The following is a 14,429-nucleotide window of genomic DNA, read 5'->3' as shown; positions in this document are numbered from 1 at the left end:
AGAGTTTATGAACCAAATTGAATCACAACAACTTTCCATGGCTCAAATAACTGAAAATGATTGGGCGCTGTTTGAACGATTGAATCAAGATGAAGACGTGATTCGCTATGCTTTCGATAAACCGTCTACTGAGCAAATCCGAGAGCGTTTTACATCGCGATTACCGACTTGGAACTGGCCTGATAGCCATTGGTTGTGTTTGGTGATTCGAGAGAAACAGTCCGGTGATGCTATTGGTGTCACAGGTTTATGTGTCTCAGAACAAAGCAAAGATGAAGTAGAAGTTGGTTACCTTTTACTTCCAGAATTTCACGGTAAAGGCTATGGAACGGAGTCATTAGTTGCCTTGATTGATCATGCCACGAGTGAATTTCCGATTAAAACAGTTAATGCTATTGTGACCGATGGAAACATTGCCTCATGCAAAGTTCTTGAGAAAGCAGGGTTTACCTTAGCTGAACGTGAGAAAGATGCCTATCTTCTGGGCGGTAAATACTACGACGACTTGATCTATCGTTTTCAGGTTCCGGCCTAAGACGCGACGACGGATAAAGTGAGCAATGTTTGCGCCGTGTAATAGGTGATCATCACTACGTGACGAGAGTAAGCTGAGTGGCTGCGAAAGCGATCCACTGCAAGTACAACATCCGACACGATGAAAATGAATGCGCCTAACACGGCATAGCCTGCTCCGGAGCCTAAAGATGAGTTCCAATGCTCAATTGTGCCCCAAGCCATCATCACTATCCCTAAGCTATAGACTGCTATAGGAAGCTTCCAATTGCCTAGGCTCGGTAATAACAACAGATACACTAGCGTTCCAATGGCGAGTAGTGTTAAGAATATCCAAACGTTAACCTGCATGTCTATAGCACTGAAAAAAGCGATGCTATACGCAAAGTGAGCAAACAAAAAAACGCCTAGACCTTGGATAAACTTATCTTTTGGGTGCATTAGAAAAATGTCGCCGATGCAAGATAAAATCAACCCTATACCAATCCACAAAGTATAGGTTGTCGGTGCGTGTTGATTTGTGAAGACAATAAGTGCCATAAGAAAGATCGGCGTGGGCTTTGATAGGTAAAAAATCCAACGTTTGCTTTGGTTAATACTCCAAACGTGTATGGCGCACGTTAGGGCAATGAATAGCCACATAAATCCTTCTTATACAAAAAAAGCAGCGAATGCTGCTTTTTAGATTAATAACTTAGCTGAATTTACGCAATAGCAAGGTCAAGGATCTTACGGCTTTGCTCTAAGTTGATCGCTTGGTTTTCACCGAGTGCAACCATGCCGTGTTGTGTAAGTTGACTAATCACAGACTCAACGGCTTGTTCTTTATCGGATTCGTACTCGCTAAATTGAGTGGCGACACCTAGTGAGTGGTAGAAGGACTCGATAGCAATAATGGTCTGCTCTGCTAGATCATCTGTCGCATCGAGACCGAATACGTTGACACCCATCTGCTCTAGTTTTGTCTTCTTAACCGCAAATTGATTACGTAGCAAAGAAGGCTGAACTATAGCGAGTGAACGCGCATGATCAACACCCCAAAGCGCCGTAAACTCGTGACCGATCATATGCGTCGCCCAATCTTGCGGAACGCCAGAACCAATCAATCCGTTAAGTGCTTGGTTCGCTGTCCACATCAAGTTTGCACGCCACTGATCATTGTCACGCTCAGCGAATTCAGCGCCTAACATTTTTAAGTTCTTAAGTAACGCTTCCGCGTAGCCATCTTGAACCATTGCGCCGTGTTGGTTGGTTAAGTACTGCTCGCAGACATGAACCCATGCGTCGACAATGCCATTAATTAATTGCTTCTCAGGAAGAGTTTTCATGACATCTGGATCCATCACCGCAAATTTAGGCTGAACATGAGGTGTCATGAATGGGAGTTTGTCATGCGTTTCTGCTTTTGTAATCACAGCCCCCATGTTTGATTCCGAACCGGTAGCAGGTAAGGTTAGAATTGCACCGATTGGTACGGCTTCTGTGACTTGATGTTTGCCAACCATAATGTCCCAACCATCACCATCATATTTCGCAGCGGCTGCGACATACTTCGAGCCATCTATCACTGAACCGCCGCCTACTGCTAGTATGAAGTCAATGCCTTCTCGCTTAACAAGTGCGACAGCTTTATCAAGTGTTTCTTTTGTTGGGTTTGGCTCCACGCCAGAAAATTCGCTCCAAGTATGGTTACTCAGAGCCTGCGATACTTGATCATACACTCCGTTACGTTTTATTGAACCGCCACCGAATATAACGAGTACTTTTTGATCGGCAGGGATGATCGATTGAATACTTTGGATCTGGCCTTGACCAAACTGAATTTGAGTCGGGTTGACGTAAGAAAATTGCATCGTGTTATGCCTCTTGCTTCCAATTATGGATTGTAATCTTTGTCGTTAGTATGCATATTAGTATTGAAAAGTGGCTTATTAAAGGCCAAATACTCCAAAAAATATGCCTATTTCTCTAAAGATGATTTTAGTGGAGGAACAATGTCACTCGCCGAACTTATGCAGCACTACGTAGATTTAAAGGGGTTAAGTCAACTCGAAGGAATTGCGAAAACAGAAATTGAAGGTCTCTACTTTTACCGAAGTAGCCAGGGAAACACGCGAAGACCTTTTGTTTATCAATCTGGCGTGATTGTGCTAGGGCAAGGCAAGAAGAATATCTATCTTGGTAACGAGCCTGTTCAGTATGGTCCTGATGACTATCTTGTTGTGGGGGTCCCAATGCCACTAGAGTGTGAAGCGATTTCTGTAGATGGTGAGCCACTTTTAGGATTAAGTATCGATATCGATCCGCAAGTACTTCACCGACTCGTGAATAAACTGGAATCGATGAACTGTTACAAGCCGTGCGTTGAAGGCAGTGTGCGCTCCGGTCTTAAATCTGTTGCGATGGATGGTGATATGCTTGGTGTTTGCAAAAGGCTTATGAAGGCGTTATGTGACCCGATTGAGTTAGCAGTGTTAGGTGAGAGCTTGATGGAAGAACTAGCCTTTAGAGCGTTAATGAGCAAAGAAGGCCATGTTTTATTTGATCTCGCTCGGCATGAGGGTCACTACGCTAGGGTGGCTAAAGCGTTGGATTACTTACACCAGAACTACACGGCCTCGGTAACTGTGCAAGATCTTGCTGAGCAAGCAAACATGAGCATTTCTGCTTTTCACCAAGCCTTTAGAAGCGTCACATTAGCCACTCCAATCCAGTATATTAAAAAGGTAAGATTGGATAAGGCTCGCGAGCTTATACAGTTAGAGGGTGTTAAAGTCGGAGAAGCGGCTCGCTTAGTCGGGTATAACAGTACTTCCCAGTTCTCAAGGGAATTTAAACGCCACTTTAATGAAACGCCCAAAGCGAAACTTGTTACCTGACTGTAAAAAGGGGAAATCAGGTTTTACAAATTTACAGTGTTTTTTAACTCAAGTTTGAGTAATATTATTGAAACAAAGCGAATTATTCTCGTTTCCCTATAGGAGATCTAGTCAATCTTCTGTGATAAGCCCCTTTTTCAGTGATGATGAAGGGGCTTATTTTTTATCAAGACCAACGAAAACTAGTTCTTGATGCAAAATAAGTGTTGGTTTGTTGCATTCATGATGCGATTAATTGCGAGTCATTTTGGAGTATAACGAAATACTTCGTGTTATTTTTCCAATCTTATCTACGGTTATTTTACGCAGAAATATAAGTATTCAACATTGATAAAGTTGAAGTTTAATCACGTGTAAACAATAACTTAAGGATAAATGAAATGCACAAACCAACGTCAGAAACGGCTAGAAGAGTCTTTACCCTAAGTACTCTTAGTGCGTCATGTTTAATCGCATTTAACAGTTACGCCGCGGTAGATTGTACCCCTTTAGCAAACTGGGACTCATCGACCATCTATAACGGTGGAGAACAAGTACAGCATTTAGGCTCTGGTTATAAAGCAAACTTTTGGACACAAGGGAATGATCCCGCCCAAACATCAGGGGAGTGGAGGCATTGGAAACATCTGGGGACATGTGACGCAGCAGGAGGAAATGAGCCGCCAACGGTATCAGTTACGTCTCCTCTTGCTTCTGATGCCATTATCCAAGGTGACGCTGTCACTATTTCTGCAAGCGCGTTAGATGCAGATGGAACGGTTGCCAAGGTGGAGTTCTCTGTTGATGGCGTTATGGTTGGTCAAGCAACACAAGCTCCTTATAGTATGGCTTGGATTGCTACCGTTGGCAGTCATCAAATCAGTGCGGTTTCTTATGATGATGCGGGGGCTCAGAGTACAGTCAGTAGCGTGACAATAAATGTCGCCTCTTCAAATCCTGACAACATTGCACCAACAGTCGATGTCGTACTATCTACCAACTCGGTAGATGTAGGAAGCGCAGTAACACTTACGGCGAATGCCTCAGATGCGGATGGGTCAGTTGATAAAGTCGACTTTTATGTTGGTGGTAGTTTGGTGGGTACTGCCGCTACTGCGCCTTACACTTTGAATTACACAACGGTAAAAGCTGGAGATTTGGCGGTATATGCGGTTGCAACAGACAATCTTGGGGCAAGTACCAATTCGACGTCTGTGACTTTAGTTGTTAATGGCGTACCACCAGTCGCTAGCTGTCGTCCAGACGGTTTGTACCAGACTGAGGGGATTAATGTTCCTTACTGTACAGTCTATGATGCGGAAGGTCGCGAACAGATGGGCGCTGATCATCCACGTAGGGTGATCGGATACTTCACAAGTTGGCGTGCAGGTGACGATCCACAAGCGTCATACCTCGTTAAAGATATTCCTTGGGAGCAACTGACCCATATTAATTACGCCTTTGTTGGTATTGGATCGGATGGCAAAGTGAATCTAGGTGACGTCAACGATCCAAACAATGCTGCGACCAACAAAGAGTGGCCAGGGGTGGATATAGACCCGGCACTAGGCTTTAAAGGCCACTTTGGTGCACTAGCAACTTACAAACAGCGCTATGGTGTTAAGACATTAATTTCGATAGGCGGTTGGGCTGAAACAGGTGGTCATTTTGATGAGAACGGTAATCGTGTAGCCGATGGTGGTTTCTACACTATGACGACGAACGCCGATGGATCAATAAACCACGCAGGAATTGAAAAATTCGCTGCTTCAGCGGTTGAAATGATGCGCAACTATAAGTTTGATGGTCTGGATATTGATTACGAATATCCTACGTCAATGGCTGGCGCAGGTAATCCTTATGACAAAGCATTTATGGAGCCACGTCGTCCTTACTTGTGGGCTTCTTACCAAGAGTTAATGAAAGTTCTACGTGAAAAACTTGATGCGGCTTCAGCGCAAGATGGTGTTCACTACATGCTCACTATAGCGGCGCCTTCGTCGGGCTATCTGTTACGTGGTATGGAAACTTTTGATGTCACTAAATACCTCGATTATGTCAATATCATGTCCTACGACCTTCATGGAGCATGGAATGATCATGTAGGACACAATGCCGCTCTTTACGATACCGGAGAAGACTCAGAGTTAGCTCAATGGAATGTTTATAACACAGCTGCCTATGGGGGCATTGGCTATCTAAACACTGACTGGGCTTACCACTATTTCCGTGGTTCGCTGCCAGCAGGTCGAATCAATATTGGTGTACCTTACTACACACGTGGTTGGCAAGATGTCGCGGGCGGTACAAATGGCCTTTGGGGGCGCGCAGCTTTACCGAACCAAGCACAATGCCCTGAAGGAACAGGGGAAGGTGAGAAGAACAACTGTGGTAACGGTGCAATGGGCATCGATAACATGTGGCACGATAAAGATCCTCAAGGCAACGAAATGGGGGCGGGCTCAGGTCCAATGTGGCATGCCAAAAACCTAGAGAAGGGCATATGGGGTACATACAGCGCTGCTTATGGATTAGATCCCGTTAATGATCCGAGCGACCAACTAGTTGGCACCTATACAAGGCATTATGACAGCGTTGCCGTAGCACCGTGGTTATGGAATGCACAGAAGAATGTTTTCCTTTCCACTGAAGATGAGGCATCGGTCTCTGTGAAGGCAGATTACGTCATCAACAAAGAGATCGGTGGGATTATGTTCTGGGAGCTAGCAGGGGACTACAACTGTTATGTGCTTGAGAATGGCCAACGTACCTCTGTCGATTTGACTGAGCAGGCGTGTAGCAATGGTGCTGGTGAATATCATATGGGTAACACTATGACTAAAGCTATCTACGATAAATTTAAGTCTGCGACACCATATGGAAATAAGGTTTCATCTGGAGTAACTCCTTCCGAAACTGTTGATATCACAGTGACAGTAGGTGGGTTTAAAGTCGGTGATCAAAACTACCCGATCAATCCTAAAGTAACCTTCACTAACAATACTGGACATACGATTCCCGGTGGTACTGAGTTCCAATTCGATATCCCAGTATCGGCGCCAGATAATGCCAAAGATCAATCTGGTGGCGGCTTGAAAGTCATCGCGTCTGGTCATACTAGAGCGAATAACATTGGTGGTCTTGATGGCCCGATGCATCGAGCCGCGTTTAGCTTGCCTAGCTGGAAAGAACTGGCTGCTGGTGGGACTTATGAGCTAGACATGGTTTACTACTTACCGATCTCTGGACCTGCAAATTACACTGTAAATCTGAATGGAGTTGATTACGCATTTAAATTTGAGCAACCAGACTTGCCACTCGCTGATTTGTCTAACGGAGGAAACAACGGCGGCGATAACGGTGGGAATAATGGAGGTAACACCGGCACAGTAACAGCTTGGGAGCCAGGTGTGACCCAAGCAGTCAATGGTGACACCTATTCTTACAATGGAAAATGTTTCGTTGCGAAGAATAACCCTGCTACATGGGAATCGCCAACTCAGTCTAATTGGTTTTGGGATGAGGTAGCTTGCCCTCAGTAAGTGAGCTTTTTAGTAGAAGGCCTTGGCTACGCGCCAAGGCCTTTTTGTTGCTAATGAACTGACATAAATTAAAATTTGTAGCTTTCGGGCACAACGACGACACCATTCTCGGAAATGTGGAATCTTTTTGCATCTTCCATGGCATTTAATCCGATTGAAGTGTTCGCGGGGATTGTAACGTGTTTATCAATGATGCAGTTGACAAGCTTACATCCTTCACCGACTTCAACATCATCAAATAAAATGCTGTCTACTATGGTCGCGCTGTCATTGATACGTACATTAGAGGAAATAATGGAGTGTTGTACGGAGCCGCCGGAATTAATCACGCCATTCGCAATGATTGAGTTGATAAATATCCCTTCATTGCCAGTTGCTGATGAAACCGTTCTTGCGGGTGGCAGTTGTGGCTCATAAGTACGAACGCCCCAGTTTGGTTGGTACAGGTTCATGGGTGGAATCGGCTCAAGTAAATCCATGTTTGCCTGATAAAAAGAATCTATTGTCCCTACATCACGCCAATAGCAATCGCGAGCAACGCGGCCGCGATCGGAGCAAAAGTTGTAAGCATAAACACATTGCTCATCGATTAATTGAGGGATAATGTCGTTACCGAAATCGTGCGATGAGAATTCATTATCGGCATCGTCACGAAGTACACGCTGAAGTGTTTCCATTTCGAATATGTAAATGCCCATAGACGCTAAACTACGATCTGGTTTGCTAGGCATACATTGCGGGTCTGCTGGTTTCTCTGAGAAGGTTTCGACTAATCCTTGATCATTGACAGACAGGACGCCGAATGCAGACGCATCTTTTCGCGCGACATCCATAGAGGCTATGGTAAGTTTCGCGCCATTTTCGATATGATCTTTCAGCATTTCTGCATAGTCCATGCGATAAATGTGATCACCTGATAAAACGATAACGTGTTTCGCGTCGCTTCGTTCTAACAGCCACAGGTTGTGGTAGATAGCATCCGCTGTACCTTCATACCATTTACCTTTACCGCGCATCTGTGGTGGGACGACAGAAACAAATTCGCCTAGCTCTGGGTTAAACAATGACCACCCATCTCGCAGATGTTTTTGCAACGAGTGCGATTTATACTGCGTTAGCACTAAGATTTTACGAAGCCCAGAATGAAGGCAATTGGTTAAGGTAAAGTCAATAATTCGATACTTGCCTCCGAAAGGTACGGCTGGTTTAGCGCGGTCATCCGTGAGAGGGCTCAAACGAGAGCCCATCCCCCCAGCTAAGATAACGGTAAGGGTATCTTGCATGTTTCTATCTCCATATAGCGCAACAAACGACATATGAAGGTTAGTTCAAGATCTGCGCCAACTAGCAAACAGCGTACTAATAAGGCTTGTTGCAAACGTCTGCACGAAAAATGTGTGAACTTGGTGCATATAAATTGAATATTGCACCAAAATTAAGCAATCGAGTGAGTTTCGCTTACCGAAAGGACTGACACTTGATTGCGACCAAGTGATTTTGACTCATAGAGTGCAATGTCTGCACGTTTATAGGTCTCTTCAGGTTTGGCAGAGATTTCGGTTGCACCAGCACTTACAGTAATGTTTAGCTCGCTTTCTAGATTGATTGCTGTTCTTACTCGGTTGAGCACCATTTCGGCTTCGCGTAGATCGGTATGTGGCATAATGATAGCGAATTCTTCGCCCCCAATTCGAGCGATAACGTCGGTTTCACGCAAGTGGTGGGTTAGGCTACCCGCTACATCTTTAATCACCTCATCACCGCGATCATGTCCATATTTATCATTAACGCGTTTGAAATGGTCAATATCAATCAATGCTAATGTGGCGGACTCATGATCAGAGTAACGTTTTGTACGCATTGCTTGATTTTGCATCTCGCTATCGAACTTTCGACGATTCCAAAGCGAAGTCATCGGGTCTTTTTCACTAAGTTCTCTTAGGCGGTCTTCTAACTCTTTTCTATGTGAAATATCGACAAATGACGCGACATAGAACTGAATGACGCCAAAACGGTCTTTGACCGTCTGTATGCGCAGAATTTCGGTAATTAATGAACCATCTCGACGCTTATTGACGACTTCGCCTTCCCATAAGCCTTTTTCTTCAAGAATCTTCCACATATTCATGTAAAACTCTTGCAGATGCTTTCCTGAAGCAAACAATGAAGGTGGGCGGCCTTTTACGTCTTCTAACGTATAGCCACTAATCCTTGTGAACTCGCTGTTCACTTGGATGATTCTGTTGTTTCGATCAGTAATAACGACTGCTGACATCCCGTTCATCGCTGCGCGCGCTATCTTACTATCTAAGCTGTTTTTTTCATGGTTATGATTCCATGTCACAAAGGTGAATGTGAGCAAGAATAAAATGATAAGAATGAATGCTGCTTGGATATAGAGATCATGTCGCGCATCGTCAGTGAACGCATGAGCTTCATCAAAGGAGGTTTTGATAAAAAAGATCAGTTGGTCAACGTGTTCGACTTCATTAAGCTCGGTAGATGTATAAGAAATCCAGTAATCACGCTCTTTAACAGTGCCAAACTTACCAAACTGTAGTGATCGCCATAGCTGAGGGAACTGCCGAGAAAGGTTGGACTCTCGGTGTTCATCTACCAAATTACCTAAAATCTTTTCACCATTCGTCGACATTAAATAAAACCCGTCGCCCGTCGCGACAATGGGTAGATTTAACTGATTACGCTTGTACGCCAAGCCATAGTACAAACGATTTAGATCAAGGTTTGCGACAAAGTAACCTTTGCGTTCACCATTAAGTGTTATGGGGTATATTACGCGGTAAGCCGGCTGATAAGGCTTAACTAGTTTGTTATTTTCGACTTCTAGGTCAATGCCAAAACTACCCGTATCGTGATCACCTAAGGTTTTGGCAAAAGCAAAGTAGTCACGGTCGCCTTTATACTGTAAACGTTCTGGTTCAACAATCTCAATAAATCGCTCGCCGCTGTTTATGCGAACAATCTCCATACCATCTTTGTCAATAAAGCGTAATTGAGAGTAATAACCCTGTGTTCGAGCAATGAGTAGCCAAAACTCTTCTAAAGCATCAAGGTTTTGGCGGGATGGGTTCAAGATAGCTTGGTTTAATACGCCATTATTTGATAGATAGCGAAGTGATGACGATATCTTTTGCAACGAAGTTTGTAGCTCTACTTTTGAGTACTCAAGCTTATTGCGATTGAGTTGTTCGACATACTGCTGGGTTTGCTGGTCTACTTGTGAAAGCTGAGTATAAAAATAGAGGAAAGGGACAAACGACAGCGCAAAGAAAACAACGATAAATTGAAAGAAGATTTTGGAACCACGTTTGCGCATTTAACTATTCTAATTATCAAGTTAGTCAGTAAGGGTTAAATCATACTACGATATCATTACACTTACTGTGAGCGTGGTTGAATATTAATTATGAATATATGTGCTAATAAGAATAAATAGGCATTGGTACACCTAACCAGCGAATCATGTCGACGATAAAGGGTCGTTTCAAATAAAAAAAGCACCTCTAAGGAGAGGTGCTTTTGCCATCTATCGGGGGAGTGGCAAGAAACGTTTAAGCAGTTGCAGTTTCTTGCTTTGCTTCTGCTTTGTTTTTTAGGAATGCGTAAGTGAAACCTGTTACCGCTGTACCTGCCGCAATAGCAACCAAGTACATTAGCACTGGAGTGATTGCGTTAGGGATCAATAGTACGAACAGTCCGCCATGTGGAGCCATTAACTTAGCACCGAAGAGCATAGACAGAGCACCTGTTAGCGCGCCGCCAGCCATACATGCTGGGATAACACGCATTGGGTCTTTCGCAGCGAATGGAATGGCACCTTCAGAAATAAAGCACAGACCAAGCACGAATGACGCTTTACCTGCTTCACGTTCGCTTTGCTCGAACTTGTTCTTAGCAATAAATGTCGCTAGTCCCATACCTAGAGCTGGTGTCATACCCGCAGCCATGATAGCGGCCATTGGCGCGTATGTTTGTGAAGCAAGCAGGCCAACTCCAAATGCGTATGCCGCTTTGTTTACCGGCCCACCTAAGTCGAAACACATCATCGCACCTAGGATAATACCGAGTAGCACAGCACTGTCAGAGCCCATGTTATTTAGGAAGTCTGTCAAGCCATTCATGATGCCAGATACTGGGCCGCCTACGATGTAAATCATCACAAGGCCTGTGAACAGGGTAGCCACGAATGGGATGATCAGGATTGGTTTAAGAGCTTCCATCGATTGTGGAAGTGATACTTTGTCGGCTAGGAGTTTGGCTGCATAACCTGCGATGAAACCTGCAGCGATACCACCAAGGAAGCCTGCACCAGTTGAGCTTGCCAGCATACCGCCAACAAGACCCGGAGCTAGACCTGGACGGTCAGCAATAGAAAATGCGATGTAACCTGCAAGAACAGGAATCATCAAAGCAAATGCCGAGCCGCCACCAATGGTCATCAATGCAGCAGCAAGTGTGCCTTCTTCTTTAAATGCCTCGATACCAAAAACGAAGGATAGGGCGATGATCAAACCACCAGCAACGACCACAGGAAGCATGTGAGATACACCTGTCATCAGATGTTTGTATGCGCCTTTCTTCTCTTCTGTTGCGGAAGCGCTATTTGAAGAACCTGAGTGTTGGTATACGTTTGCTTGCTCAAACGCTTTGTCCATTTCTTCAGCAGTTTTCTTAAGAGCTGGTCCGGTTTTGGTGCGATACATCATCTTGCCGTTGAATCGGTCAAGTGGTACCTCGATATCAGCCGCGATGATGACTAGGTCGGCATCAGCGATTTCTTGGTCGGTCAGCTGGTTTTTCGCGCCTACTGAGCCACGTGTTTCCACTTTGATTTGGTGGCCGCGGCGTTTACCTTCTTCTTCAAGTGCTTCAGCTGCCATGAACGTATGCGCTACACCTGTTGGGCATGCTGTAATAGCAACAATCTTCTTAGTTGCTGATGTATTTTCTGCTGGGGCTGCGACTGTGGTTGCTTGCTCTAGAATGGCTGCATTTTCAACGGCAGTTTGTAAGAACGTCGATGCATCCTTTGCTACTGTGCTGATATCAGCTTGGTAAACTTTCTTACCTACAAAACGAGAAGTATCAACCGGAGTATTAGCCGCAATGATAACGACGTCTGCTTGTTGAATGTCCGAATCAACAAGCAGTGTTGATTCAATCACGCTAGATTGGCACTCAATTTTCGCATTCCATCCTAGTTTAGCGGCGGCTTGTTCTAGTAGACCTGCCGCAATGATGCTGTTTGCAACACCACTCGGACAAGCTGTAATAATGGCAATATTCATACTGATAACCTTCTGTTCCTTAGTTGTTGTCTAAGTTCGTATTAGGGTAGAGCTCGCTTACTTGTGTTTGGAGCTTGATGTTATCCAGTTCTTCCTGACTGGTAATTCCAACGCCAACCTGGCTTACTGCTTGGGCAGAGAGAGCGGTGGCGAAGCGTAATAAATTTTCTTTGGGCATGAGTTGCATGTGACCCCAGCACAATCCAGCGACAAGCGTATCGCCGGCGCCAACTGTGCTGACAACATTCATACGTGGTGGCTTGGCATGTAACCATTGACCTTGGTTAAGCCACATCACGCCGTCAGAACCCATTGAAACGACAATATTGGCAATGCCCTTGTCGCTTAGCGTTTGTGCCGCTGATTGGCATTGTTCTGGTGTTGAAAGATGATCACCAATTAGATCACTGAGCTCTTCATCATTGGGTTTGATCAGCCAAGGTTGAGCCTCAATGCCTGCACGCAATGCTGTTTTGCTGCTATCAAACAACACCTTTTTGCCGAGTTGATGGAGCTTTTCTATCCAAGCTGCGCATTGCTCTGCGCTGACACCACCCGGAAGGCTGCCTGCAAGTACGAAGTAGTCGTGAGTTTCTGCTAGGCGAAATAGGGTTTGTTCAAATCGCTCTAATTCTTCTTTGGTGACTTGAACACCGGGGAAGTTAATATCGCTGACTTGACCATTGGCTTCGACGAGCTTGACGTTAATACGAGTTGCGCCTTGCACCTCTACAAACTCATTGTTGACTTGGATATCGTCAAATAGCTGATGGAAAAGCTCCGGGTTATCTTTACCAAGAAAGCCGGTTACCGTGACGTCTGCGCCAAGATTACTCAGTACTTTGGCGACGTTCACGCCTTTGCCCGCGGCATGTAGGTTACTCTTTCCAACTAGGCTTACTGAGCCTACTAAGAGCGAGTCCAATGAGCCTGTTAGGTCAAGAGCTGGGTTTAGCGTGATGGTAACGACTTTATTCGTTTTAAATGCAGACATGGTCATGTTCCTTAACCTTCACCTAGGCCAGAAGCAATCGCTTTACCAATAGATTCAAGTGCTAGCTCAGCATCTGGGCCTTCGGCAGAAAATTGAAGTTGATGGCCGTGTTTGACACCTAGCGCGATAACCTTCATGAGGCTCTTTGCATTAACGGCTTTGCTGTCACCATTAAGGTTAACAACGCGAATGTTTGATTCGAATTTTTTCGCTTCCGCAACCAGCATTGCACCCGGGCGAGCATGTAATCCGTGTGCGTTTTTGATCTTGAACGTGGCAGTATTACCCGCTTCATCGCGTTCATTAGTGACTTCTTCGCCTTTCAAAAGCGCTAGTATCTGCTCTACGGTTGCATCCAGTAACTTGTTGTGCTCGTTGTTAAACACAAGCGTTGCAATCGTCTTGAGAATAGGCTGATGAGCGTTGTTACAAGCAGCGAAAGCGACGAGAACACGAACTGTTTCGCCTTCAAACTCACAATCATTGGCGGTGGAAACAAAAGAAACGCCAGTACGTGTTACTTGCTTATCACTACCTACAAGCCAGAGACCTTGACCAAGGTGTGTAGGTGTTTTCGTTACGATATCGGCAACGAATTCTGCGCCTGCACAACCTGTATTTTTAAGAAGGCCTGCCGCAACCGCGCTCATTTGTACCATGTCACTCGCTGGAAACTTTAACTGAACATGTGCCGCATCGAAGTTTGCTTCTAATTGAACATCGCCATTGAGTAGGGCGATGATGTCCAGTTCAGTTTTAGCATTACGTAAACGTTCTTCAACGCCATCAGCAGCTAAAACTTTTGTTAGTTGTTTAAGGATGCCTAAGTGCTCATCGGATTTAGCCGCGATACCAATTGCGACAAACACCTTGTTGTCATCTCCCCACTCAACACCGTTAGGGAAATGATGAATAGAAACGCCAGTCGTTTTGACCATAGATCGTGTGTCGGTCGTACCATGTGGGATCGCAATACCGTTCCCCAAGAAAGTCGAGTTTTGCTTCTCTCGGTTTAGCATGCCTTCAACATAACCTTGTTCAACAAGGCCTTTCTCCGTTAGAGCCTGCGCAATGCTTTTTATCGCATCAAACTTATCGGTCGCATTTTGGGAAAGGGTGATGTCACTTTTCACTAACTTAAGCATGGTGCTTCTCCAGCCTTAAGGGATTTAAACTTTTAATCGAGTCTTCATTTTCAATGGCTTTTTGCTTA

10 protein-coding genes are annotated in these 14,429 nt (G+C 44.9%); 3 read left to right on the top strand and 7 right to left on the bottom strand.

The genetic code is table 11. The features are described from left to right. Positions 1 to 7: 7 nt before the first annotated feature. Positions 8 to 535, top strand: a complete 528-nt coding sequence (locus tag AC6R00_RS16030) for a GNAT family N-acetyltransferase (protein WP_500641119.1) — start codon at positions 8 to 10, stop codon at positions 533 to 535. On the opposite strand, the gene AC6R00_RS16025 is transcribed toward AC6R00_RS16030, so the two are convergent. Beyond that, entirely contained in the window at positions 532 to 1,155 is a 624-nt protein-coding gene (locus AC6R00_RS16025) for a lysoplasmalogenase (protein WP_500641118.1), read from the bottom strand. The two genes, AC6R00_RS16030 and AC6R00_RS16025, sit on opposite strands and share 4 nt — an antisense overlap. A 62-nt stretch (positions 1,156 to 1,217) precedes the next feature. After that, positions 1,218 to 2,366, bottom strand: coding sequence for an iron-containing alcohol dehydrogenase (locus tag AC6R00_RS16020; RefSeq protein ID WP_500641117.1), 1,149 nt, complete (start codon positions 2,364 to 2,366; stop codon positions 1,218 to 1,220). Between the two features lie 141 nt (positions 2,367 to 2,507). Between AC6R00_RS16020 and AC6R00_RS16015 the strand changes: the two genes are divergently transcribed. Both AC6R00_RS16015 and AC6R00_RS16010 read left to right on the top strand, forming a co-directional pair. Continuing rightward, the gene (locus tag AC6R00_RS16015) at positions 2,508 to 3,392 is read left to right on the top strand and encodes an AraC family transcriptional regulator (protein ID WP_500641116.1); all 885 of its coding nucleotides are present in this window, start codon (positions 2,508 to 2,510) and stop codon (positions 3,390 to 3,392) included. Positions 3,393 to 3,772: 380 nt separating this feature from the next. After that, positions 3,773 to 6,913: a chitinase C-terminal domain-containing protein gene (locus AC6R00_RS16010; RefSeq protein ID WP_500641115.1), complete on the top strand. Its 3,141-nt coding sequence runs from the start codon at positions 3,773 to 3,775 to the stop codon at positions 6,911 to 6,913. 68 nt (positions 6,914 to 6,981) lie between these two features. Here the strand turns inward: AC6R00_RS16010 and glgC are convergent, their stop codons facing one another. From glgC to fruB, 5 genes are all read right to left on the bottom strand, one after another. Next, complete coding sequence (glgC, locus tag AC6R00_RS16005; RefSeq protein ID WP_500641114.1) at positions 6,982 to 8,196, bottom strand: glucose-1-phosphate adenylyltransferase; 1,215 nt, start codon at positions 8,194 to 8,196, stop codon at positions 6,982 to 6,984. 152 nt (positions 8,197 to 8,348) lie between these two features. Beyond that, complete coding sequence (locus AC6R00_RS16000) at positions 8,349 to 10,250, bottom strand: sensor domain-containing diguanylate cyclase (protein ID WP_500641113.1); 1,902 nt, start codon at positions 10,248 to 10,250, stop codon at positions 8,349 to 8,351. Between the two features lie 235 nt (positions 10,251 to 10,485). Next, on the bottom strand, positions 10,486 to 12,222 hold the full coding sequence (fruA, locus tag AC6R00_RS15995) for a PTS fructose transporter subunit IIBC (protein WP_500641112.1): 1,737 nt from the start codon (positions 12,220 to 12,222) through the stop codon (positions 10,486 to 10,488). A 19-nt stretch (positions 12,223 to 12,241) separates the two neighbouring features. Beyond that, the gene (gene pfkB / locus AC6R00_RS15990; protein WP_500641111.1) at positions 12,242 to 13,216 is read right to left on the bottom strand and encodes a 1-phosphofructokinase; all 975 of its coding nucleotides are present in this window, start codon (positions 13,214 to 13,216) and stop codon (positions 12,242 to 12,244) included. A gap of 11 nt (positions 13,217 to 13,227) precedes the next feature. After that, positions 13,228 to 14,361, bottom strand: a complete 1,134-nt coding sequence (fruB, locus tag AC6R00_RS15985) for a fused PTS fructose transporter subunit IIA/HPr protein (protein ID WP_500641110.1) — start codon at positions 14,359 to 14,361, stop codon at positions 13,228 to 13,230. Positions 14,362 to 14,429 lie beyond the last annotated feature (68 nt).

The organism is Vibrio sp. R10-SF1-ISO8 (genome assembly GCF_059833805.1).
This window is presented reverse-complemented; position numbering and strand designations above follow the sequence as displayed.